This is a genomic window from Larkinella soli (genome assembly GCF_003703975.1).
In the GTDB taxonomy this organism is placed as follows: Bacteria; Bacteroidota; Bacteroidia; order Cytophagales; family Spirosomataceae; genus Larkinella; species Larkinella soli.
In genome coordinates this window covers 93,562-116,570 of sequence record NZ_QTJY01000005.1, presented here as the reverse complement: position 1 = coordinate 116,570, position 23,009 = coordinate 93,562, and the positions used below count along the sequence as shown (strand labels likewise).

The 23,009-nt window shown below is 59.4% G+C and carries 25 protein-coding genes; 12 read left to right on the top strand and 13 right to left on the bottom strand.

The genetic code is table 11. The annotated features are described in order from the left end of the window. Nucleotides 1-130 precede the first annotated feature (130 nt). The 3 genes from DX909_RS14285 to DX909_RS14275 all read left to right on the top strand — a co-directional run bounded on the left by DX909_RS14285 (nucleotide 131) and on the right by DX909_RS14275 (nucleotide 3,284). Nucleotides 131-541 (top strand): hypothetical protein, encoded by a 411-nt coding sequence (locus DX909_RS14285; RefSeq protein WP_128545861.1) that lies wholly within the window; start codon nucleotides 131-133, stop codon nucleotides 539-541. Nucleotides 542-657: 116 nt separating this feature from the next. Continuing rightward, on the top strand, nucleotides 658-1,809 hold the full coding sequence (locus DX909_RS14280) for a helix-turn-helix domain-containing protein (RefSeq protein ID WP_128545860.1): 1,152 nt from the start codon (nucleotides 658-660) through the stop codon (nucleotides 1,807-1,809). Nucleotides 1,810-1,898: 89 nt separating this feature from the next. Further along, a complete protein-coding gene (locus tag DX909_RS14275; RefSeq protein ID WP_128545859.1) occupies nucleotides 1,899-3,284 on the top strand; it encodes a serine hydrolase in 1,386 nt (461 codons plus the stop codon). 1 nt (nucleotide 3,285) lies between these two features. Here DX909_RS14275 and DX909_RS14270 read toward each other — a convergent pair whose 3' ends face one another. From DX909_RS14270 to DX909_RS14260, 3 genes are all read right to left on the bottom strand, one after another. Then, nucleotides 3,286-3,708 (bottom strand): PIN domain-containing protein, encoded by a 423-nt coding sequence (locus DX909_RS14270; protein ID WP_128545858.1) that lies wholly within the window; start codon nucleotides 3,706-3,708, stop codon nucleotides 3,286-3,288. Beyond that, a complete protein-coding gene (locus tag DX909_RS14265; RefSeq protein ID WP_128545857.1) occupies nucleotides 3,708-3,923 on the bottom strand; it encodes a hypothetical protein in 216 nt (71 codons plus the stop codon). The genes DX909_RS14270 and DX909_RS14265 overlap by 1 nt, the downstream gene beginning before the upstream one ends. Nucleotides 3,924-4,006: 83 nt before the next feature. Next, entirely contained in the window at nucleotides 4,007-4,723 is a 717-nt protein-coding gene (locus DX909_RS14260) for a LolA-like protein (RefSeq protein ID WP_128545856.1), read from the bottom strand. Between the two features lie 137 nt (nucleotides 4,724-4,860). On the opposite strand from DX909_RS14260, the gene nfi reads away from it, so the two are divergent. Next, nucleotides 4,861-5,550, top strand: coding sequence for a deoxyribonuclease V (nfi, locus tag DX909_RS14255; RefSeq protein ID WP_128545855.1), 690 nt, complete (start codon nucleotides 4,861-4,863; stop codon nucleotides 5,548-5,550). Nucleotides 5,551-5,552: 2 nt separating this feature from the next. On the opposite strand, the gene DX909_RS14250 is transcribed toward nfi, so the two are convergent. Further along, nucleotides 5,553-6,419: an alpha/beta hydrolase gene (locus DX909_RS14250; protein WP_128545854.1), complete on the bottom strand. Its 867-nt coding sequence runs from the start codon at nucleotides 6,417-6,419 to the stop codon at nucleotides 5,553-5,555. Between the two features lie 95 nt (nucleotides 6,420-6,514). On the opposite strand from DX909_RS14250, the gene DX909_RS14245 reads away from it, so the two are divergent. After that, nucleotides 6,515-7,504 carry a zinc-binding dehydrogenase gene (locus DX909_RS14245; RefSeq protein ID WP_128545853.1) on the top strand — a complete coding sequence of 330 codons (990 nt, stop codon included), beginning with the start codon at nucleotides 6,515-6,517 and terminating at the stop codon, nucleotides 7,502-7,504. Nucleotides 7,505-7,737: 233 nt separating this feature from the next. Here the strand turns inward: DX909_RS14245 and DX909_RS14240 are convergent, their stop codons facing one another. Next, on the bottom strand, nucleotides 7,738-8,106 hold the full coding sequence (locus DX909_RS14240) for a hypothetical protein (RefSeq protein WP_128545852.1): 369 nt from the start codon (nucleotides 8,104-8,106) through the stop codon (nucleotides 7,738-7,740). Between the two features lie 457 nt (nucleotides 8,107-8,563). Here DX909_RS14240 and DX909_RS14235 point away from each other — a divergent pair, with 457 nt between their 5' ends. Further along, entirely contained in the window at nucleotides 8,564-9,466 is a 903-nt protein-coding gene (locus DX909_RS14235; protein WP_128545851.1) for a manganese catalase family protein, read from the top strand. Between the two features lie 45 nt (nucleotides 9,467-9,511). Here the strand turns inward: DX909_RS14235 and DX909_RS29545 are convergent, their stop codons facing one another. Further along, the gene (locus tag DX909_RS29545) at nucleotides 9,512-9,685 is read right to left on the bottom strand and encodes a hypothetical protein (protein WP_164851283.1); all 174 of its coding nucleotides are present in this window, start codon (nucleotides 9,683-9,685) and stop codon (nucleotides 9,512-9,514) included. 186 nt (nucleotides 9,686-9,871) lie between these two features. On the opposite strand from DX909_RS29545, the gene DX909_RS14230 reads away from it, so the two are divergent. From DX909_RS14230 to DX909_RS14210, 5 genes are all read left to right on the top strand, one after another. Further along, the gene (locus tag DX909_RS14230; protein ID WP_128545850.1) at nucleotides 9,872-10,918 is read left to right on the top strand and encodes a sensor histidine kinase; all 1,047 of its coding nucleotides are present in this window, start codon (nucleotides 9,872-9,874) and stop codon (nucleotides 10,916-10,918) included. Continuing rightward, the gene (locus DX909_RS14225; protein WP_128545849.1) at nucleotides 10,899-11,729 is read left to right on the top strand and encodes a LytR/AlgR family response regulator transcription factor; all 831 of its coding nucleotides are present in this window, start codon (nucleotides 10,899-10,901) and stop codon (nucleotides 11,727-11,729) included. The genes DX909_RS14230 and DX909_RS14225 overlap by 20 nt, the downstream gene beginning before the upstream one ends. Before the next feature lie 204 nt (nucleotides 11,730-11,933). Then, complete coding sequence (locus tag DX909_RS14220; protein ID WP_128545848.1) at nucleotides 11,934-13,382, top strand: S41 family peptidase; 1,449 nt, start codon at nucleotides 11,934-11,936, stop codon at nucleotides 13,380-13,382. 22 nt (nucleotides 13,383-13,404) lie between these two features. Next, entirely contained in the window at nucleotides 13,405-14,232 is an 828-nt protein-coding gene (locus tag DX909_RS14215; protein WP_128545847.1) for a hypothetical protein, read from the top strand. Between the two features lie 4 nt (nucleotides 14,233-14,236). Then, nucleotides 14,237-15,268, top strand: a complete 1,032-nt coding sequence (locus tag DX909_RS14210) for a S41 family peptidase (RefSeq protein WP_128545846.1) — start codon at nucleotides 14,237-14,239, stop codon at nucleotides 15,266-15,268. A 44-nt stretch (nucleotides 15,269-15,312) separates the two neighbouring features. Here the strand turns inward: DX909_RS14210 and DX909_RS14205 are convergent, their stop codons facing one another. The 4 genes from DX909_RS14205 to DX909_RS14190 all read right to left on the bottom strand — a co-directional run bounded on the left by DX909_RS14205 (nucleotide 15,313) and on the right by DX909_RS14190 (nucleotide 18,368). Then, on the bottom strand, nucleotides 15,313-16,107 hold the full coding sequence (locus tag DX909_RS14205; RefSeq protein ID WP_128545845.1) for a hypothetical protein: 795 nt from the start codon (nucleotides 16,105-16,107) through the stop codon (nucleotides 15,313-15,315). Nucleotides 16,108-16,129: 22 nt separating this feature from the next. Next, nucleotides 16,130-17,272, bottom strand: a complete 1,143-nt coding sequence (locus tag DX909_RS14200) for a cytochrome-c peroxidase (RefSeq protein WP_128545844.1) — start codon at nucleotides 17,270-17,272, stop codon at nucleotides 16,130-16,132. A gap of 68 nt (nucleotides 17,273-17,340) precedes the next feature. Then, the gene (locus DX909_RS14195) at nucleotides 17,341-17,856 is read right to left on the bottom strand and encodes a hypothetical protein (protein ID WP_128545843.1); all 516 of its coding nucleotides are present in this window, start codon (nucleotides 17,854-17,856) and stop codon (nucleotides 17,341-17,343) included. Nucleotides 17,857-17,912: 56 nt separating this feature from the next. Next, nucleotides 17,913-18,368: a rhodanese-like domain-containing protein gene (locus DX909_RS14190; RefSeq protein ID WP_128545842.1), complete on the bottom strand. Its 456-nt coding sequence runs from the start codon at nucleotides 18,366-18,368 to the stop codon at nucleotides 17,913-17,915. A gap of 130 nt (nucleotides 18,369-18,498) precedes the next feature. Between DX909_RS14190 and pdxR the strand changes: the two genes are divergently transcribed. Continuing rightward, entirely contained in the window at nucleotides 18,499-19,983 is a 1,485-nt protein-coding gene (gene pdxR / locus DX909_RS14185; RefSeq protein WP_128545841.1) for a MocR-like pyridoxine biosynthesis transcription factor PdxR, read from the top strand. An 18-nt stretch (nucleotides 19,984-20,001) separates the two neighbouring features. On the opposite strand, the gene DX909_RS14180 is transcribed toward pdxR, so the two are convergent. The 3 genes from DX909_RS14180 to DX909_RS14170 all read right to left on the bottom strand — a co-directional run bounded on the left by DX909_RS14180 (nucleotide 20,002) and on the right by DX909_RS14170 (nucleotide 22,928). Further along, a complete protein-coding gene (locus DX909_RS14180; RefSeq protein WP_128546028.1) occupies nucleotides 20,002-20,316 on the bottom strand; it encodes a HigA family addiction module antitoxin in 315 nt (104 codons plus the stop codon). Nucleotides 20,317-20,397: 81 nt separating this feature from the next. Continuing rightward, nucleotides 20,398-21,432, bottom strand: a complete 1,035-nt coding sequence (gene cydB, locus DX909_RS14175; RefSeq protein ID WP_128545840.1) for a cytochrome d ubiquinol oxidase subunit II — start codon at nucleotides 21,430-21,432, stop codon at nucleotides 20,398-20,400. Between the two features lie 110 nt (nucleotides 21,433-21,542). Continuing rightward, nucleotides 21,543-22,928 (bottom strand): cytochrome ubiquinol oxidase subunit I, encoded by a 1,386-nt coding sequence (locus DX909_RS14170; protein WP_128545839.1) that lies wholly within the window; start codon nucleotides 22,926-22,928, stop codon nucleotides 21,543-21,545. Between the last annotated feature and the right edge of the window lie 81 nt (nucleotides 22,929-23,009).

Sequence of the window (23,009 nt, the reverse complement as noted above, 5' to 3'; positions counted from 1 at the left end):
CGGTTCATCGGTGAATTCGTACGGCTGATCGGTGAAACCGCCCGCTGGGTCGAATGAGGGTAAAGGGGCTTAAACGCGGGGGCGCCGGGCCGTTCTAATCCACAGTTTCGCTAAAAAAAACGAACCAACCATGAAAAAGACGATCATCACTCTGCTGGCCCTGGCCGCCTTCACCACCACCGGCGCTTTCGCCCAGCGTACGTATAATCCCGAAGCCGGCCGTCGCAACCCGGCCCCGTATTCAACCCCGGCCGACACCCGCTACGACGATTACCGGGAAGACCTGCGCATCGACCGGCTCGACGACGTCGTGAAGCTGTCGCGCAAGCAGGAACGCGACCTGAAACGCATCGAAGACCGCTACGACGCCCGCGAACTGGCGGCCACGCAACGCCGGTCCCCGCAGGCTTACCGGCGCATTCTGGCCCGCAAACAGCGGGAAATGATGGATGTGCTGACTCCGGCACAGCGGCAGAAATGGATGGCCTTCCAGGAGTCCGGACGCTTCGGACGCGGCAACGGCTTCGGCCGCCGGAGCTAACCGATACGCCCTTTTCCACCGTAACGAACCGCCCCCATTTCCAGGGGGCGGTTTTTTGTCGATAAGTTCTCCGGCCGAACGGCTTCGCCGACGCTTCTTTTTCGTATTTTGCCCATATGACGATTTCGGTACTGGATCTGGTTCTCCTGCTGGGGGCCGGGCAGGGTTTCATCCTGGCGGCTTTATTGTGGTTCGACGGAAAAGGCCGGCGTCTTTCCAACCGGCTGCTGGCCGTGCTGATCGGCCTGCTGGCGATGGCGAGCCTGTGTGTAGGCATGCCGATGAATAATCCGTACCTGCGGCTGGCGACCGAACTGCTGCCCCTGATCATGGTTATGCCGATGGGGCCGCTGCTCTACTTTTACACCCGCTCGCTGCTCGACCCTGATTTCCGGCTGGGCCGTCGGGAACGGCGGCACTTCTACCCGGTGGTGATCGACTGGGGCGCCGACCTGATCGGCTGGACCTTCATCATCGGCATGCTGCTCGGGTTTATTCCGCGGCAGGACGGGCCCCGTTGGGGAGACGTCATGGACGAATACAATACCTATGCCGATATTCCGCGCTGGATTTCGGTCACGACCTACCTCCTGCTGTCGCTCCGCTGGCTGAAACGATTCCAGGCCGGAACCTCGAAGGAAACGGACGAAACCCAGCAGGCCCACCGGCGCTGGATGCGGGTGTACCTGACGGTTTTCATGGTGTTTCAGGGCATCTGGCTGCTGTTTCTGGTGCCCTACATCATCCCGGCTTCCCGCAATCCGCTGCTGGATGCGTTCGGCTGGTATCCGATCTATATTCCCATCGTGATCATGATCTACTGGCTCGGGCTGCGGGGCTACCTGCACTCGCGGACGCTGCCCTTCGCCATCCCCGCCCGAAAAGCCGCATCGACCGCCCTGGCCGACCCGCTGGCCCGCGACACCGCCGACCGGCTGCGGCAGGCCATGACCACCGACCGGCTTTTTCTCGACCCCGAACTGACCGTCGACAAAGTCGGGCGGCATCTGGGCATAGCCCCCAAAACCGTCTCGGCCGTCCTGAACCAGCATCTCGGCAGAAGCTTCAATGCCTTCGTCAACGAGCACCGCGTCGAAGAGATCAAACGGCGGCTGACCGACCCCTGCCTTTCGCACCTGACCCTGACCGGGATCGCGTTCGAGTGCGGGTTCAACTCGCAGGCTACTTTCCAGCGGACGTTCAAACAGATCACCGGCTGCTCCCCCCGCGAATACCTCAGCCGCCAGCCCGCCGAGCAGAGCGAATAGGCGGTTTTGCTCCAAAAGGGCTGTCAAATCCGGATTTGAGCAGACTGGCAGACGGTTTTTACCTTCCTTCACGGCAAAACCGACACGCCATGCGATCTTTCCTTCCGGCCTTTGCCGCCCTGCTCCTGACCTTTTCCGCCCCGGCGCAGCAACCTTCCGGCCCGGCCCGGCCGATTTCGGAAAAACTGGATGAATACCTGACTGCGGCCAGTGGGCTGAACCGCTTCAACGGCTCGGTGCTCGTGGCCCGGAAAGGCGAAGTGCTGCTTCACCGGGCTTATGGCCTCCGCGACCGGGCGAGGCAGGTTCCGCACGATACCAGCAGTCTGTTTCAGGTAGGCTCCATTACCAAGACTTTTGTCGGGGCCGTGATCCTGCAGCTACAGGAGGAGAAAAAGCTGACGATGCAGGACAAACTGAGCCGGTTTTTCCCCGATTTCCCGAACGGCGACCGCATCACGCTCGACCAGTTGTTTTTTCATACGTCGGGCCTGTACGACTTCAAGAACCTGCTCTACAGCACCGACCCCGCCGAGCGCGACGCCCTGACCCGGCCCGTCGCCCGGGAGTGGCTGGTGTCCCGGTTTCGCGACAAACCGCTGGCCTCCCAGCCAGGAACCGAGGTTCATTATACCAATTCAGGCTATTATCTGCTGGGCATGATCATCGAAAAAGTGACCGGAAAGCCGTTTGAAACCGTCGTCCGGGAGCGGTTTCTCCGCCCGCTGAACCTGACCCGAACCGGTTTCGATTTCATCCACACCCGGCAGCCGGGGAAGTCGGTCGGCTATTCGTTCGAGAAGGACTCGGCCTTCGTGCCGGTGGCCGTGGTCGATTCGACGGTCGGCTATGCCGCGGGCGGGATGTACAGTTCCACAGGGGATCTCTACCGCTGGTCGAGGGTGGTGCAGAACCGACAGAGGCTCCGGCCCGAAAGCTGGGAAGCGGCCCTCAGCCCGCCGAACGGGGGCATGTGGGGCTACGGATGGGGCGTCAATAAAATGCCCGGCGATAAAAAGCTCATTTTTCAGAACGGCAACCTGCCCGGTTTCGGCACCTACTTTATCCAGATCCCCCAGGACGACGTCACGATCATCCTGCTCGGGAACACCGACGACGTCTCCGACCTCACCTCGACCGAACCCATCGCCCGCGACCTTCTCAGCATCGTCTACGGCTTTCCGTACCAGCTACCCAAAAACCGCAAGGTGATTTCGGTGAGCGAAACCGTGCTGCGGCAGTATGTCGGTAATTACCGGCTGTCGCCCGACAAGACCATCGCCATCACGCTGGAATCCGGGCGGCTGTTCCTCCAGGTGACCGGCCAGGACCGTTTCGAACTGTTCCCGGAAAGCGAAACCGACTTTTTCCTGAAGGTCGTCGACGCCCAGCTGACCTTCCACCGCGACGCCGGCGGCAACGTCTCCCGCATGGTCGTCCACCAGGGCGGAGACCACGAAGCGAAGCGGATGTAGATTAGGGCAATGAAGACTCGTCGAAGAAGTTGTCGAATCCTTTCTGACGAAGACCGTTTTTTAGTTCTTCGTCCCGGGTCCAGAGCAGGCCGTCCATTTCGAGCGTGAGTGCCACGTAAGTGGTGTCGTTTTCGTCCACCTCCCTGCACAAATGATAAGCTTCAACGAATTTCTCAATGCTCATCAGCTCCTCGTTGAAGAAATGAACCTTCTGGATAACTTTATCGAGATAACTTAAGATTTCTTCCTCCGATGCCTTCGACCGTGAAACGATACGCTGCCGGTGTTTGAATAATTCGAGGATGAGATAATTCGGGGTGTAAACCGGGAAAGGGGCGGTCATCAGCTTCTGCCGGGTGAGGGAGTCTTGGGTGTAGATGGCCGAAAAGTGGACGTTATGGTCGATAATTACTTTTTTCAACATTATTCCCTGATGAAGCGATGTTTATTCTGCTGCCACCAGCCGGCATTGATTTCCTCCGCAAGAGCAAGGATGGAATCATCGATGTCGACTTTTTTGGCGAGCCGCTCCAACTGAAGCCTTTCGAGTACCTCGATCAGTTGCTCTTTTTCGATGACACTTTTATCGAGACTGATGATGTACCGATCCGACTGGTCATGAATTTCAATCGCATTCATAGGAAAATCAGTTTTCTCAACTGTAAACGGGAGGAATGAAAGAAAGATTCGGATGTCCGTTCACTCCTCCCGTCGATAGGCTATTACTGGCTGACGACGAAGTCGGAGTCTTTGACGCCCTCGTTGACCCGGACCTTGTCGACGGTCAGCTGCATCTGGAACTGGCCGTTGCCCTGGCTGATCGTAGTCGGGTATTTGAGTCCCTTGAAATCTTTGTAGTCGCCGTAGCGGATGGTCTGCTGCATCTCCCCGCGGGGTGTTTTCTGCATCGCCACGGTCTGCACCTTCAGGCCCGTGCCGGTGTCGTAGAAGTCCGTCCAGGCGTAGCTGCCGTCGGCGGCCGTGTGGGTGATCTTGTAGGCATCCTTGCCGTCGATTTTCTCGACCCCGTCGAGGGTGTTTTTAACGCCCAGAGCGGCCATGTGAAGTTCCGGAAACAGCGTGCCCATCATGATCGCCTGCTGGGCGTCCTTGCCTTCCATGGTCTGGTTGCCCCGCGGGCTGATCATCGAAATCTTCGAGCCGTCGCTGACCATTTTGAAGACCTCCATGCCGCCGGCGTTCATGACCTGCGTGAATTTATTGGGCGCTTTCTGCTTCCGGGTGACGAGCATCGGGTTGCCCTGCATCTCGGTTGACATCTGGATCGTCAGGTTCTCGATTTTGGAAAGAAAGTCTTTCCCGCCGATGGCCGTCAGGTAGTTGTTCATGACCTCGTCGGCCGTGGGGTTGTTCTGGGCGCGGACGGTCTGGCCGAACGCTCCGGAGAGAAACAGCAGAAGGATTGCGAGCTTTTTCATAATTTCTGGAAGAAGGAGAAGGGTCAACGGTTTGTTTCCTGACGTTTCGGACAGGAGGTCAAAGTAGAACATTTCCGTCGATTAATCAACCATCCCGCCGTTCCGGTCGTTAGGTATACGCATCAGCGCAGAACCGCATGGCCGACTATCAGAACCTCCACGAATGGAACGTGACGCCCGAAGGGGCCGTCGAGCTACAGAAACAACTCCGCAGCCGGATTCGCATCGAGCCGCCCGACCGGCCGTTCGAAACCATCGCCGGCTGCGATATTTCCTTCAATAAATTCGAGGAGACGGTGTATGCCGGGATCATCGTTCTGCGGCTTGCCACGCTGGAGGTGATCGAGGAGGTAGGAGTCATCAGCCGGGCCACGTTCCCTTACATTCCGGGGCTGCTGTCGTTCCGCGAGATTCCGTCGCTGCTGGAGGCCTGGCAAAAGCTGACGACCGAACCCGACGTGGTGATGTTCGACGGGCAGGGCATCGCCCACCCGCGCCGGATCGGGATCGCTTCGCACGGGGGGCTGTTTCTGGACCGCCCGACCTTCGGCTGCGCCAAGTCGGTGCTGGTCGGCAAATACGAGGAACCCGCCCCGGAGCGGGGCAACTGGTCGCCGATGACGCATTACGGCGAGGTGATCGGCGCGGCCCTGCGGACCAAAAACCGCACGAACCCGGTTTATGTCTCCCCCGGCCACCGGATCGACCTGCCCACGGCCCTCCAACTGACGCTTCAGTGCGACGGCGGCTACCGGATTCCCGAGCCGACCCGCCGGGCGCATAACCTCGTCAACGCCCTCCGGCGGGGAGAACGCCCGGCCAACTGAGGCTATTTCAGGTACTTTTTCAGGAAAGCGAGCACTTCTTCGGTCGATTCGTCGTCGACGCCGGAGAGTTCATGGCCTTCGTTCGGATACAGTTTATAGACGTGCGGAACGCCGTATTGCTCCAGTTTCCGCCGGAGAAGTTCGGCCTGCTGGTAGGGTACCACGTCGTCGGCGGTGCCGTGCATGACGAGCGTCGGGGGGCTGTCGGCGGTGATGTATTTCAGCGGGCTCGAACTGTTGTACAATACCGTATCGGCCGAGTTGGGGTTGCCCATCAGTTCGACCAGCAGCTTTTTCAGTTCCTTGTCTTTGGACTGCTTATAGAACGAGAGCATATCCGACGGCCCTACCTGCTCGACCACGGCCAGCGGTTTGAACGAGGTCTTCCCGTACTTGTAGGCATACAGCATCGCCAGTTGAGCCCCGGCACTCTGTCCCCAGAGCACGAAGTTTTTCGAAATTTTATAGGTACTGCTGTTGTTGAGCACCTTCTCAATGCAGTCCTTTACGTCCTGTTCCTGCGCCGGAAACTTAAAGTTACCTTTCCCCTGGTCATAAAGTCGGTAGTTAAAAAGAACGATGGCGGAAGTCGGAAAGAGACTGCGCAGATACGGAACGGCCGCCGTGATGGAATCTTTATCGCCTTCGATCCAGGCGCCCCCGAAAATGAAGAACAGGGTGGGTGTCGTTTCCTCCGTGCGGCCGGCAGGAAGGTAGATGTTAAAGGTCTGCTTGGCGTCGGAGCCGTAGGCCACATTTAAAATATTTTCCTGCGGGGCCGGTTCAGCCGGTTTCATGTCTTTATTTCGCGAACAATACGTCAGCAGGAAAACCGCGGCCAGGCCCGCAATCGCTCTCGGAATTCGCATAAGCGCTTGTGTTTTTGCCTGTAATTTAGGGAAATAGGCCGGAGTTGGACGTAGAAACCTATTGTGCAGTCCTTCATCTTAAATCGATACAAAAAATGAAAGCAATTGTCCTGGAAGGGGAGGGGAAACCCCTGCGGCTTATGGATATGCCGGCCCCCGAGCCCGGGCCGGGCGACGTTCTCATCCAGCTGAAAGCGGCCGCCTTCAACCGACGGGACTGGGGCTTGCAGCACGGCAGCGCCCGGCAGCCCACGATTTTGGGGTCCGACGGTGCGGGAGTCGTGTCGGCGGTGGGCGAAGAGGTTCCGGCCAACTGGGTCGGGCGGGAGGTGATCATCAACCCGTCGCTGAATTTCGGAGAGAGTGGCCGGGCGCAGGGGCCGGATTTCCAGATTCTGGGCATCCCGCGGCACGGAACCTTCGCCGAAATGATCGCCATCCCGCAGGAATACGTTCACCCGAAGCCGGCGCATCTGACCATCGAAGAAGCCGCGGCCGTGCCGCTGGCGACGCTGACCGGCTACCGTGCCCTGTTCAGCCGGGGCGGTCTTCAGGCCGGTGAGCGAGTCCTGCTGACCGGCATCGGGGGTGGGGCGGCCCTGGCCATGCTTCAACTGGCGACCACGGCCGGGGCGGAGGTGTACGTCACCAGCGGTTCCGACGAAAAGATCGAACGGGCGAAACAGATGGGGGCCAGCGGGGGCGTCAATTACCGGGGTGCCGACTGGGTGCACGAGTTGCAGACGCTGGCCGGGGGCGGTTTCGAGCTAATCGTCGACAGTGCCGGCGGACCCGGTTTTGCGCAACTGATCGATCTGGCGATACCGGGCGGGCGGATCGTCATGTTCGGGGCCACGCGCGGCAACCTGCCCGAACTGACCACCCGCACCATTTACTGGAAACAGCTTTCCATCCTGGGTACCACGATGGGCACCGCCGAGGAGTTTGCGGCCATGATCCGGTTTTACGAACAGCACCGGCTTCACCCGACCATCGACGAAATCCTGCCCCTCGAAGAAGCCGAGCGCGGCATTCGGAAAATGGACCACTCCGAGCAGTTCGGGAAGATTGTCGTGAAAATTTGAGTATTACTCCCAACCTCTCAGGGGCCGCCGATGCGGTTGGGGGTAATAAGCGGTGAAGAACTGGAAGGCTGATGGAGATTGGCAGTCTTTTGGCATCCTGGCGCCGGGGAGACCACCCCCAGCCGGACCACCCCCCAGCCCCCTCCTTACCAAGGAGGGGGAGTGCTCCGCCACTTTCAACGCTCTGCGAAGCCACCCCCTCCTTAGCAAGGAGGGGGCTGGGGGGTGGTCCCTCAGAAATACGGCGGGATGCCCTGCCCGTCGATGGGGAAGGCCTGGTACAACTGGTGAATCTCCCGGTGCAGAAAGGATCTGGAGGGGCAGTTGGGGCGGTCGAAGCGCAGGACGACGGCGAAGGGCGTCACGCAGATGGTGCGGCCGCAGACGATGCGGCCGTCGGTGGTTTCGATCAGGAGCAGGCCGGAGGCCATTTCACGGTCGGCGAGGTCGATGGGAAAGCCGACGACGATGGCCCCCCGGGGCAGCAAAGGCGTCATGTCGAAGTCGGGGAGTCGGAAACAGCGGGCGTGCGCAACCTGATGGTTGGTCAGCGGGCGCTGCGAGGTAGGCAGATGCCGCAGGGGGTTGTTCTGGTTAGCCATTGGAAAAGCAAAAAAGAGGCCGGTCACTGGCTAACTATATAACACCACTCTAAAGTGCCTGCTAAATGGAGAGGGGGACTTTCACCCTTTTGCCGGCCAAGGCTTTTCCTTCTCCATAAAGCAGGCCCGCCTTAAGAGTTTACTTGGTACAAGTATTAGATAGTTAGCCGCTGCAAATATAATTGCTTGTGCACAAAATAAAAATGATTGCAAAAAATACCGCACACTCAAGTTGGTAAAGGAAAATTAATAAGTCATTTGGAAAAAGTACAAGTGGTTGATTGATAGCAGGATACAGTTCTTATATTGAAAATATCGATCAGGTATCGAGAGAATCAATGAACTCAGGATAGGAAAACGGAAACAACCTATATAGGGGAGGGTTCATTTTTTGAGATTCCGGCCGAAGACAGCCGGTCCCTCTTACTCATCTTTTCATCTTTAACCAGCTCAGATTATGATTTTGAAGATGGACCGGCTGCCGATTGAGCTGCCCACACCCAAAAACCCCTCGCCCAACAGTGCGGCTGCCGTTCAGGAACTTCTCGGCGGCAAGTTCGGGGAGATGTCGACGCTGATGAACTACACCTATCAGTCGTTCAACTTCCGCGGACGCAAGAAACTGCGGCCGTTCTACGACCTGATCTGCAGCATCGCCGGGGAGGAGTACGGCCACATCGAGGTGGTTTCCTACACGATCAACCTGCTGCTTTCGGGCGTGACCAAACGCGGCATCGACCCGACCGTGACGCCCCTCGCCAATGGAACCGACGCCCGCAACACGCGGCACTTCATCGCGAGCGGACAAACCGCCCTGCCAATGGACTCACAAGGAGATTTCTGGACGGGCGGCAACGTGTTCAGCAGCGGCAACCTGAAGCTGGACCTGCTCCACAACTTCTTCCTGGAGTGTGGTGCCCGCGGCAACAAAATGCGGGTCTATGAGATGGTGGAAGACCGCACCGCCCGCGAAATGGTGGGCTACCTGCTCGTTCGGGGCGGTATTCACATCGTGGCGTATGCCAAAGCGCTTGAAAAACTGACGGGTGTCGACGTGACCAAACTGCTGCCGATTCCGGACCTGAGCAACGACGCGTTCCCGGAAGCGAAGAAGCACATGCAGAACAAAGTACACCTGAAACTCTATACGTTCAGTCAGGAGGATTACAAGCAGGCCGGACTGATCTGGACCGGCACACACCCCGAAGACGGCCAGCCGCTGGAGTTTATTCAGGGCAGCCCTGAAGGCTTCCCGGCGCCGGACCTCGACGAGGAGCCGCAGCTCAATGCACCGGGTGCCGACGAAATCGACCCCGAAATGTTCGCCGATATCGCCAAAAAGCTGGGCGTTAAATTCTGATGACAAGTGGATTGGGCGTTTTCCGTCGGAAGACGCCCAATCTATTTATTTAGCCGGATGCGGCCCCAGTTTTCCCATCAGCAGCAGCATCACCGTGGCGACGGGGCCGAAAAAGATCGTGAGCCAGAACCAGGTGATCGAATCCCGGCCTTTTTGGTCGGCCAGCCATAGGTTGACCAGGATCACGAACACAGTCAGAAAAAAGAGAAAGGCTTCCATTCGGCAGGGGTTAAATGACTGATTATAAACTGCTGCCTAAAGGTAAGTGTTCAGTTCCTCCCGGCCATTATTTCTTCTCCACATTTTTCTTCGGGCCCGGTTTTCCGGGTGCCCGGCTTCCCTTTCCGACACTTCGGGCCTCCCGGTCTTTCGGTTCAGCGGCTTTTGTGACATCTTTAGGGTACGATGGAACAACTGAACGACCGGTGGCTGCGGTTCGTGGGCATTCCGCTGACGGCCATCCTCGGTAACTTTATATTTTTTCAACCCGACAACGACGCCCACCACATCAGCCGCTGGCTGGCGCTGGGCCTGAGTCTGGCCGAGAGCGTGATGGTCTGGGAGGCCGTCCGCTGGGGCATCATCCTCGGCCGCCGGCGCTTTCCGAGGCTGAACCAGACCACCCCCCGGATTCTGACCCAGGCGGGGTGGTTCATCGTCGTGATCGTGATTCTGCGGGTCGGAACGACGTATATCTACGACGTGACCCGCTTCTGGGGCTATCCGATGTCCTTCCGGGCCTACTGGATCAATACGCTGGTGCCGTTCCTGTTCACGGTCCCGATTGCGGCCATTTACGAGGGGCGGTATCTCTACCGGCAGTGGTGGACCACCTACTACGAAGCCGAACGGCTCAAGAAGGAAAACCTGCAAAGCCAGCTCGACTCGCTCAAGTCGCAGATCAACCCGCACTTTCTGTTCAACAGCCTCAGTACGCTTTCCTCGCTGGTAACCGAAGACCCCAAACTGGCCGAGAAGTTCATCGACGAACTGGCCTCGGTCTACCGCTACGTGCTCCAGACCAACGAACAGCCCCTGACCACCCTGACGAGCGAGTTGCAGTTCATCCGGGCCTATTTTCACCTGCTCCAGATGCGGTTCGGGCGGAGCGTGGAGCTGGAGGTGGCCGTCGACGAACGCTGCAACGGCTTTCTGCTGCCGCCCCTGACGCTGCAACTGCTGGTCGAGAATGCCGTCAAACACAACACCGCCCTGCCAACCCGCCCGCTGCTGGTCCGGATTTATACCGACGAGGCCAATAACCTGTTTGTCGTCAATACCTTGCGGAAGAAGCAGAACGTCGTGCCGTCGAACCGGACCGGCCTGGCGAACATCCGCTCCAAATACCGGCTCCTGGGCCAGCCTGACGTGGTGATCCGGCAAACCGACGAATGCTTTCAGGTGATGATCCCGCTGATTGAAGCAACCCGCTATGAATATTCTCATCATTGAAGACGAAGAACTGACCGCCCGCAAGCTCCGGCGGCTGGTTCAGGAGGTGGAGCCGACGGCTCAGGTGGTCGGCATCACCGGCAGCGTGGAGGAGTCCGTCGAATGGCTCCGGACCCAGCCCGGACCCGACCTTATTTTGATGGACATCGAACTGGCCGACGGCCAGAGTTTCGATATTTTCAACCGCATCCGGGTGACCTCGCCGGTCATCTTCACGACCGCCTACGACGAATTTGCCATCAAGGCCTTCAAGGTCAACAGCATCGACTATCTGCTGAAACCCGTCAAGGAAGAAGACCTCCGCAGCGCCCTGTCCAAACTGCAAGCCATGCGTCAGGCCCTCGGAGGTCCGGCGACCGGCGGCCCGGCGCCCAACCTGGAAGCCTCGCTGGCGGGGCTGCTCCGCCAGCTTCAGGCCGTCGTGCCGGCGGCCGCTCCGCCCTCCCCTGAAACGCCCTTCCCGCCCGCGCCCTACCGCGACCGGTTTCTGATCCGGCAGGGCCAGCGGCTGTTCTCGGTCGGCATCGACGAGGTGGCTTATTTCTTCAGCCGCAACAAGATGTCGTTCCTGAAAACCCGCGACGAACACGACTGGATGGTCGATTATACGATGGACGAACTGGCCGCCATGCTCGACCCCCGGCGGTTTTTCCGGCTCAACCGCCAGATCATCGCCGAACTGCGGTCCGTCGATAAGGTGCATCTGTATTTCAACGGGAAGCTGAAAATCAGCCTGCGGCCGGCCGCAGAGGAAGAGGTCATCGTCAGCCGCGAGAAGTCCGCCGAATTCAGGCAGTGGTTAGGGGAGTGAAATTCGACACTTCGGTCCGGCTCCCCGGCACTTCGGTGGGCAGTGGGTTTCGGGTGGGCGGTTTTCGGGGCAACTTTGCAGGACCACCCCCCGGCCCCCTCCTTGGAAAGGAGGGGGTGGCTTCGCAGATTGCTGAACATGGCGGAGCACTCCCCCTCCTTACCAAGGAGGGGGCTGGGGGGTGGTCCCCAAAACAACAAATCGATGAAAACAACACTCCGACTCTGCCTGCTCCTGCTGCTGGCCGCTACCCGCCTGTCGGCGCAGACCCTCACCCCCGAACAGCTGAAAGAAGATTTCGGCCGCTTCCGGACGGCCCTCCACGAGGTACACCCCGAAATGTACCGGTATACGCCCAAAACCACCTTCGATTCTCTCTTTACGGCCGCCGAAGCCGGGCTGAACCGGCCCATGACCCAGCACGAATTTTACGTCCGCATGCTGCCGCTGCTGACGGCGCTGAAAGACGGCCACATCAAATGGATTCGGGCCGGGCAGGACGAACACTATCCCTTCTCGACGGAAAGCCTGTTCCCCTTCCGGCTGTATTTTGTGGGGAACCGGGCCTGGGTGGTCGGGGATTACGGCGGAGAGAACCGCATCCCGAACGGCGCCGAAGTGACCGCCATCAACGGGCTTTCCACCGAAACCGTCATCCGAAGGCTGCTCCCGAACATGACCTTTGCCGACGGCCATACCGTCAACGGTAAATACGAAGATCTCAACCACTTTTTCTCCGGCTATTACGCCACCTTCATCGGCGCGCCCGATGCGTTCGAGATCGACTACCGGGCCGGGAATGAAAACCGGTCGGTGCGGGTTTCGGCCGTCACCCTCAAACAGATAACAGCCTTCGTGGAGCGGCAGAAGCCGGCCGGCCGCAAACCGTTCCGGCTGACGTATCCCGCCGACCGGACGGCCCTCATGACCATCGAGCGGTTCTGGGACGACCCCAAAGAGCAGGACTACCGGAAGTTTCTGGAGGATTCGTTCCGGGAAATGCGGCAAAAAAACATTCAAAACCTCGTTCTCGACCTCCGAAGCAACGAAGGCGGAGAGGAGAAATACGGCGTTCTGCTGTACCGTTACCTCGCCCTGAAGCCGTTCCGGTATTACGATCACATCTCCGTCCGGCAGAAGAAGAAGTATTCCTTCCCGGCCTGGACGCCCAAACTCTACACGAAACTGCGGTGGCTGGTGGTAAAGAAACGCGGTGACGGCTACGTGTTTACCAAACAACCGGGCCTGAAAACGCTCAAACCGGACCGCGACGCCTTTGCCGGAAAGCTGTATGTGCTGATCAACGGCGGCTGTTTTTCCGTGACGACCGAGTTCTCCGCCCGCGCCCATGCCGACCGCCGGGCCGTCTTTCTGGGGCAGGAAACCGGGGGCGGCTACGAAGGCAACACCAGCGGTATTTTCACCATCACCCAACTGCCGCATTCCAAAATCGACCTCGGCATCGGGATGTTCGGCTTTCACATGGCCAACCTGCCCGCCGAAGGGCCCAAAGACCGGGGCATTTTGCCCGACCGCACCGTCATCCCGACGGCGGACGATATCCTGACCGGCAACGATCCGGTGCTGAAAACCGCTCTGCACATGATCTCCCAAACGGGAACCGTTCCGGCCAGGTCTGCTGCAACCAACTGAGAAACAACAAATACTTAATAGTATGAAACCGTTTATTTCGACAGTCTGCCTGTCGCTGGGGAGCCTGTTGGCCTTCGGTCAGGCGCCCGACCGGACACCGCGCCCCGGCTCCGAGCTTCAGGTGAGTTATGCGCGGGAAACGTTCAAAATGCACGACCTTCAGGCGTCGCCGGTGCGGTATGTCGCCAACCTGAACGGCGCCCGCATCACCTACAGCCGCCTGGGCCTCCGCAATCGCTGGAATGCCGGTCTCCAGGCCGGACTGGCCGACTTCATCGCGCCCTCGCTGGGCATCCGGGGCATCAAATTCGCGCCTGACCAGCGGGAACCGCTCTGGCTGGTGCCGACGGTCTACCGGGGCCGGATCGAACTGGAATACCTTCGGCAGATCGGCCGGACGGCCCACCGGACCGCCTGGCTCGGGCTGGGCCTGCACGACACCTTCGGGTATGCCGACGGTCTGGCGCTCGGCACCTGGGTGATCAACACGGCCTCAGCCGCCGTCCTGTACCAGACCCGGCTTCAACTGGGCCGCAAACACGTCCTGACCGCCGATGCTTCGCTGCCGGTGCTGGCGGCCGTGAGCCGGTTGCCCTACAGCAACGTCGTCTCGGAACCCGGCCGCACCAGGGCAGCCACGTTCTTCGGCAATACCCGCTGGACCTCGCTGAACCGCTTTCTGAACCCGCAGGTCGGCCTGGCCTACCGGTTCGATCTGAGCCGGCGGACGGCTTTCGGAGCCGGTTACCGCTTCAACTGGATGCAGTATCCCGAACCGCGCCCGATCCGGACGGCCACCCATTCGCTGAACCTTTCCCTGGTTTATAAATTTCAATATCAATTCCGTTAAGACGATGAAATCCACTACCATAAAATCCCTGATTATGAGCCTGCTGGCCGTGGCGCTGGCGGCCTGCAACGACCTGACCCCGGGGCCGGAACCGGCCAACACGCCGGAGAAAAATTTTGAGCTGCTGTGGCAGGAGTTCGACCGGATGTACGGCCAGTTTGAAGTGAAAGAGATCGACTGGGACGCGGTTTATAAAAAATACCGCCCGCAGGTCCATGCCCACCTTACCGACGACCAGTTGTTCGACGTCGCTTCGGCCATGCTGGGCGAACTGAACGACGGCCACGTGTGGCTGCTCAAACCCGGCCCCAACTACCGCCGGTACGACAGCGGCCCGACCTACGCGACGGACCAATTCAGCCTGGACGTCGTGAAAAAATACCTTCAGGACATGCACGAAGTCGGTTCGCCGGAGGGCGTCAGGGTGGTGTACGGCAAACTGGCGGGCAATCTTGGTTATATCTACCTGGCCGACCTCGGCCTCGACCCGGGCTACTACGACAAGGCGATGGACGAGGCTCTGGCGTCCCTGGCGGGCGTGAAAGGCATGGTGGTCGACGTGCGGAACCTGCCGGGCGGGGAAGACCGGTCGAGTCGTCAGGTGGCCGGGCGGTTTGCTTCGGAGCGCCGGCTGTTCATGACGACGCGCTTTCGCAACGGCCCCGCCCATACGGACTTCACGGCCCCCATCGAATGGTATGTCGAACCCTCAGGCCGAAGCCGCTTTACCGGCCCGGTGGTCCTGCTGACGAACCGCATCACCCAGAGCGCCGGCGAAACCTTCACGCTGGCGATGAACCAGAATCCGAAGGTAACCCAACTCGGCGACACCACCTTCGGTGTCTTCTCCGACAACCCCAAACGCGAACTGCCCAACGGCTGGATCTACTCCGTCAGCACCGGCGACTTCCGGGCCGCCGACGGAAAAAGCTACGAAGGCGTCGGCATCGCCCCCAAAATTCGTGTCGTCAACACCAAAGAGGACCTGGCCGCCGGCAAAGACCGGGTGCTGGAAGCAGCCGTGGGGCGGTTTTAGAGTTTGGGGGTTTAGGAGTCGGGGGGGTGGGGGTTTTTAGGCAATCATGGGATTGTGGTATACTCGAAGGTCTGCTCGGAGTGCTTTTTTCCGTCGGGAAATTCGATGAACTGGCGGGTCGGGTAGCCGGCGGTATTATACTCGTAGGACATCCTGAAATCATCCATGGTGGTTTGGCTGGAGCGCACGGTCTTCATTTTCAGAATGTTGTTCTTTGAGGAATACCGGGCATTTCCGGGTTCGGCCAGCGTCAGGGCGAAGAAAGGGTTGAGGTGGCTGTCGTATTCCAGCGTCGTCTCGTGCAGCAGTTTGTCTCCGATGAGGCTGTAGGTTTTCACGGAAGCGACGTTGCTGCCCGCGTAGGTGAACCGGTCATAATACGAGGCCGAATCGGTGCGGTACCGGGTGGTGATCCGAACTACCTGATCGCCCTCGTAGGTCAGGGTACGGTCGAACACCGGGACGGAAGCCACCTTATTGTTCAGTTCCAGATATTCGGTTTTTGCCAGACGGTCGCCTTCGTACAGATACCGGAATTCGGCCACCACGGCGCTCGCCGACCGGAGGGTCATGACCGACAGTTTACCGTCTACATACTGGAAATCCTTGAAGGCCATCGGAGCGCCGTCGGACCGGGTCTGCTCCTCGCGGATCAGGCGGCCTGCGTCGGAATAGACATACTTTACGTTGTAATACGAGCCGTCGACATAATAGAACCGGCTGCTGCTCAGGCGGTATTTCGTTACCTGGGTGGCCGCCGGTTCTTCCGTTTTCCGGCAGGCCGACAGCAGAAATACAATACCCAGCAGCAGGCCGGCCCGGGAGATGGTAGTGGACATGGTGTTCATCCGTTGTTGTTACTTACTTTTTAAAGGGGTCTGAAAAGCGTTGATCTTTGGTCAGTTCTTCATCGGTCAGGGTTTTCAGGAAGGCGATCAGGGCCTCCTTATCGATCTTGTCGGGGTCCAGCGCTTCCTTCCGGATCGTGGTGACGGCTTCGCCCTGCCGGTAATGGTCGATGACCTCGCCGAGGCTGGTAAACCGTCCGTCGTGCATGTAGGGCGCCGTCAGAGCGATGTTGAACAGGGTCGGAATCTTGCTCTTCCCATCTTTGAATGCCTGCCGGTTTACCCCGTTGCTCAGGTGCTGAAGTACGAGTCTTCCGTCCAGAAAATGGCACTGGTCGCAGCCGCCTACGACGTAGGAATAATACCCCCGGTTTTCCAGTTCGCTGAACTCCTTCACATAGACTTCACCCGGCCGGTCGTCGGCGGAGGGCACTTTGAGGTGGGTTCCGGTATGGAATTTCGAGCGGTAGCTGATCAGGGAAAGCAGAAACTGGTTGAGCGCGTCGGCCACTTTGGGGGCCGTGATGTCGCGGCTGCCATAGGCCTTCTCAAACAGCGCCGGATAATAGGTCAGCGATTTCATTTTGCCGATCAGGCCGGGCAGCGTCATGCCCATTTCGGTCGGGTCCTGAAAGGGGGCCAGCACCTGATCACGGAGTCGTTTGGCGCGGCCGTCCCAGAAATACCCCGGGTCGTTGTCCTCGATCAGGCCCAAGTTCACGGTCGACATGGCGCTGAAGTGGGTCTGACCGCCCAGAAAGCCGGTGCTGAACGCCTTGCCGTCGGTGAAGGCCTTGTCCTGGTGGTGGCAGCCGGCGCAGGCGATGGTGCCGTTGGCCGAGAGCTGTTTGTCGTAAAAGATGAACCGGCCGAGCGTGGCGCCCCAGTTGGTGATCGAATCCTGGTTGGTTTTCAGCCTCATTTTCAACTGCCAGACGGCGACGGAACGTCCCGAAAAACCGGTGAAGCCGGTGGGCTTCAGGTCGGGCAGGTCGGTGTAGTTCAGCGGGGTCTTCAGGGTGTCACCGACCGTACTGATTCCGGGCCCCGGGTCAGGCGCATTGTCGCGGCTGCACTGGAACAGTCCTACGGAAGACAGCGAAAGGAGGACGACGGCGATTCGTACGGAGGTCGGGGTCAGGTTTCCGAAACACATAAGAGGGCCTGTTGCGAGATGGCTTTCTGTCGCAACAGACCCTCAGGTCGTCGGAAAGGTTGGATTGGTCAGAATAAAATGGATCGTTCGGCGGACACCTGGATCAGGGACGGGGCGGCAATGGTGAAAAGATGCCTCAGGCGGTGAGGCCCTGAATGGATGACCAATTGGTACCGGCCTTCGGGCAGGTCCGTCAGGTTAAGCCGCTGCCAGGCCCAGTCGGCCCGACCGGAGTCGACGTGCAGCAGATCACCGCGTTCGGTTTCCAGCTTCAGCATCCATTTCCGTCCTCTCTTGTTACCGATCAGCAGTTTAAGAAGCAGCGGATTTTTGGAAGGGAACAGCAGCACCTGAAAATCGGGCTCCTCGTAGAGCGGAACGCTCGTCCGCTCGCCCGACGCGCCGTCGGGGTTCTGCATGGCGGCCCAGCCCGCTTCCCGGATAACCGAGGCCGTCTGGCCGGTCACCCAGACCGGCAGGAGAATCGTCACCAGCACCGCAAGGCCGATCCGCCGGAGGCCCGGCGGACGGGTAAGTTGGGCTTCACCCGGAAGTGAAGCCCGGTCGGTAGTCCGTCTGTTCATCGTCGTATTTGTGAGTTGTTCACCGGATAGTTCTGAAAATGAGCGTTCGGGCGGGGTCAGCAGCCGCACTCGATCAGGCTGCCGGGCGCTTCGCCGGTGCTGGTCGGGAAGCCGTCGCGTTTCCACCAGTCGATGCCGCCGAGCAGTTCCTTGCACCGAAAACCGAGCGAAACGAGTTTGGCGGCTCCTTTGGTGGAGGCATTGCAGCCGATGCCGTCGCAGTAGACCACGATAATTTTATCCCGGGGCAGTTCTTCGGTGGTTTCGGCATTCATCTGTCGGTGGGGCAGGCTGACGGCCCCCGGAATGTGTTCCTGCCGGTAGCTTTCGGCCGAGCGGGCATCCACCACCACAAAGGTGTCGATGCCGTCGCGCTGGTCGTGAAAAACGTCGGAAGCGTCGGTTTCGAAGCAGAGCTTGTGGTAGAAATGGGCCAGGGCCGTTACGGTGTCGCCGGGCTGGTACTGGGCAACGCGCCCGCTGCGCGTGGTGGAGATCGTAAAGGTTTCCATCGGTGATTTATTTTTGCAAAAATCGCCGGAAAGTGGCTACGGTGAAAGAGCCGTTTTTGTGTAAACCGATAGGGCCAATTTGGAAAAAACCGGTACCTTTACCGTCGGCTGAAACCCTTGAATATCCTCCATGAGCAAGCAGGCGCCCAAGATTGATCTGCCCGGTCCGGCCTTGGAACGGAAAGCGGACCTCCCCCTGCATCAGCAGGTTTATGAGCACATCCGCCAGGCCATCGTCGACGGGCGGCTCCAGCCCCGGCTCCGGCTGCCGGCTACACGGATGCTGGCCGCCGACTGGGGGATTTCCCGCAACATCGTCCTTCTGGCCTTCGAGCAGCTGCTGCTGGAAGGATACCTCGTGGCCCGCACCGGTTCCGGAACCTTCGTGGCCGACCAGCCCGCCCGGCTTTCGGCGCCCCCTCCGCGTCGGGTTCCGGTCAAACCGGCCGAACCGACTCCCCGCAGTGCCTTCCGGCAGGCGGCCGAAGCCTATGTGCTGCCCCGCAATACCGAGCGAGAAGCCATCCGGCCGTTCCAGACCTCGCTGCCTTCCCTGCGTGATTTTCCGTTTTCGATCTGGAACCGGCTGGCCGTGCAGGTGTACCGGGGGCTGCACATCCAGCATCTGGGCTACGGGGATGCCGCCGGGCACGGGCCCCTGCGGGAGGCCATCGCGCGGCACGTCGGGGTCAACCGGGCCGTTCGCTGTACGCCCGAGCAGGTGGTTATCGTGCAGGGTACGCAGCAGGCGCTGTTTCTGACGGCTTCCCTGCTGCTCGAACCCGGCGACGCGTACTGGATGGAAGACCCCGGCTATCCGGCGGCTCACGCGAGCTTTCAGGCGGTGGGGGCGGTGGCCTGCCCGGTGCCGGTCGGGAGCCAGGGGCTGGACCTGGATTATGCGCTCACCCGGTACCCCCGCGCACGGCTGGTGTACGTGACGCCTTCGCACCAGTATCCGATGGGAGGAGCCATGCCGTACCCGGTTCGGAAGCGACTGCTCGACTGGGCGCAGCAGCGCAACGCCTGGATTCTCGAAGACGATTACGACAGCGAACTGCGTTTCAGCGGCCGCCCGCTGCCTTCTCTCCAGGGGCTGGACCCCGCCGGGCGGGTAATTTACGTCGGTACGTTCAGCAAAACGCTGTTCCCGGCCCTGCGGATGGCCTATCTGATTCTGCCCGATGCGGAGATGGCCCGGCTTTTCGCCCGCGGCAAGGTCCTGCTCGACCGGCAGGGGCCGGTGGTGGAGCAGTTGATTCTGACGAAATTCATGGAGGAGGGCCACTTCGGGCGGCACATCCGGCGGATGCAGCAGCTGTACGAAACCCGTCAGAACGGGCTGCTGGACATGCTGAAAGCCATCCCGACCCCGCATGGACCCCTCGGCTCGAATGCGGGGATGAACCTATTGGTGCGGTTGCCCGAATCGCTGGATGACCGGGCGGTTTCGGCCGAGCTGGCGAAGGAGGGCATCATAGCGCCCCCGCTTTCCAACTATACCCTCGAACACCGCCAGCCGCCCGCCCTGCTGCTGGGCTACGCGGCCTTCACGAAGGAACAGATGCAGACGGCCGTCACCCGGCTGGGGGAAGTGCTGCGCAGGATGATGTGATAGGGAGAAAAGCGGCCTTCAGGCCGACTTGAATCTTGAATCGGAAAGCCCGAAATGTTGAATTTTTCTGCGGTCTACCTTTCGCTCCGCATGCCAAACTTCGTAGTTCTTCTGAAGGTTTACCCAAAATTGAGTGGTATTTCCGAAGGCCTCCAATAGTTTCACAGCCAGTTCCGGGCTGATCCCCGCATGACCATTGACGATGGCCGACAGGTTTTCGCAGGCAATACCCAGACCTTTCGCTACCTGAGTAATGGTTACGCCACGTTCCTTAATATATTCTTCCCTTAAAATTTCGCCCGGATGTACCGGCGGAAGTCCCCTCTTTAACATGACGTTTAGTTTAGTGATAATCAACGTAAGCAGCATCCAGTACGTCACCGTTTTTAAACCCGGCCATGATTCGGTCCGCTCTCAATAACTGGTTTCCTCCAGCTTTACTTTGCCGCGGAAGGTCCAGAAGACGAATACTGTGTAGGTCAGTACGAGGGGCATGCCGATGGCGGCAAACAGCAGCATGGTCCGGAGCGACTGGTCGGTGGAGGCCGCTTCGTAAATGCTGATGTGGCCTTCGGGATGCGTCCGCGACAGCACCAGATTCGGGTACAGCCCCAGCGCGAACAGCACCATCAGCAGCGCCGTCGTGACGCCCGACGAGATGAACCCGCGCAGGTACCGGCGCTGCTCGACCATCCGCCGGATGTTGAGCACGATCAGCACGGCCGTGACCGGAAACACGAACAGAACCGGGTGCTTGTGAAATATGGCTTCCATGTGCGGCACGTAGATGAGCGTCGCCATGCTGGCCGTGATGAAGCAGAGAATGAAGAACTTGCTCGTCTGGTTGATCAGGACGGTCATCTTCGCATACAGCCGGTCTTCGGTTTTCATGGCCAGATACATGGCTCCGTGCAGCATGAACAGCGACAGTACCGTCACGGCGATCAGCAGGGCGTACGGGTTGAAGAAATCCCTCAGCCGCCCGACGAACTGGTGATCTTTGTCGAGCGGGATGCCCTGGATCAGATTGCCCAGCACCAGCCCGAACAGCAGGGAGATGAGCGTGCTGGACAGGCAGTAGCTGACGTCCCAGAAAGTGCGCCACCAGGCCATCGGCTCCTTGCTCCGGAACTCGATGGAAATGGCCCGGAAGATGATCGCCACCAGCAGGATCATGAACGGCAGGTAAAACGCCGACAGGATGGTGCCGTAGACCAGCGGAAAAGCCGCAAACAGCGCCCCGGCACCGATGATGAGCCAGACTTCGTTGCCGTCCCAGACCGGCCCGATGGCGTTCAGGACGATGCGCCGGCTCTGTTCTTTCCGGAAAAACAGGTGCAGCGCCCCCGCGCCCAGGTCGAAGCCGTCCAGAATGCCGTAGCCGCTGATGAGCGCGCCGATCAGCAGAAACCACCAGGTGGGAAGATCGATACCGAGAACCGTATCCATGGGGGAGTTCTTGAATGATTGAGTGGTTGAATGATTGAATTGTTGAATGGATGAGTGCCGGCAGTTTCGCTATTCATTCATTCTTTTATTCATTTATTCTTTTATTCCCTTTAGTGAATCTCGAACAGGTCGGGGTTTCGCTTGGAGAACGGAGCGTTTTCGTCGGTCATCAGGTCGGTGTCGGGGCCGTGCTGGATTTTCTTGTTCAGCAGATACAGGAACAGTCCGAACAGTACCACGTAAATGAAGGTGAACAGGAGGAGGGAGATCAGCACGTGCTCCGCCCTGACGGCCTGGGAAAGCGCGTCGGACGTACGCAGGTGCCCGTACACCACCCACGGCTGGCGGCCCACCTCCGCCGTGTACCAGCCGACCTGGTTGGCGATCTGCGGCAGCAGCACCGACGGCACGAACACCGCCATCAGCCAGCGGGTCTGAAACAGTTTTTTCCGGTAAAGGAGAAAAAGCGCCAGCCACGAAAGGCCGATCAGCGTCATGCCGATCATGACCATCAGGTGGTAGGTCTGAAACACGAAATTGACGGCCGTCGGACGGTTTTCGGGCGGGATGCTGTTGAGGCCGGGAATGGGTTTCGTGAAATCCTGATGCACCAGAAACGAGAGGCCGCCCGGTATTTTCAGCCCTTTGACCTCCTGCTTCTCCGCATCGACCCAGCCGAACAGCCAGGCGTCGGCCGGGGCGGATTTTTCGAAGTGGCCTTCCATGGCCGCCAGCTTGGCCGGCTGGTATTTCGTCACGACCTCGGCCGATTGATGACCCGTGAACAACTGCCCCAGCGAGGCCACGGCCGCCACCCAGAGGGCAATTCTGAAGGCTTTTCGGGAATGATCCTCGAACCGCCCTTTGAGAATATACCACGCACTGACGCTCAGCACCAGAAAGGCCCCGGCCAGAAAAGCGCCGATCAGCACGTGCGAATACCGCTCGACGGACGACGGGTTGAATACCATGTCCCAGAAGTTGGTTACTACGGCCCGGGCTTTCAGGCCCTCGCCCTCGATGCGGTAACCCGCCGGGGTCTGCTGCCAGGAGTTGGCGACCACGATCCAGAGCGCCGAAAACATCGACCCCAACGCCACCAGGACCGTGGAAAGAAAGTGAACCCGCGGACTAACGCGGTTCCAGCCGAAAATCAGAATCCCGAGAAAACCGGATTCGAGCGCGAAGGCGAAAATGCCCTCGGCCGCCAGCGCGGAGCCGAAAATGTCGCCGACATAGCGGGAATAGACCGCCCAGTTGGTGCCGAATTCAAACTCCATGACGATGCCCGTCGCGACGCCGATGCCGAAGATCAGGGCGAAGATTTTGACCCAGAACCGGGTCAGTTCTTCATAAACCACGTTGCCGGTTTTCAGGAAAAGACCTTCCATGATGACCAGACAGACCCCGAGGCCGATGCTCAGTGGAGGATAGATATAATGGAAGGCAATGGTGAAGGCGAACTGGATGCGGGAGAGGATTTCAACGTTGTCCATGGCCGGTGGTGATTGGGAAGTGGAGGATCGCCCGCAAGTTACGGTGCAACCCGACATGAAATCCTGGTCCGGAACAAGTTT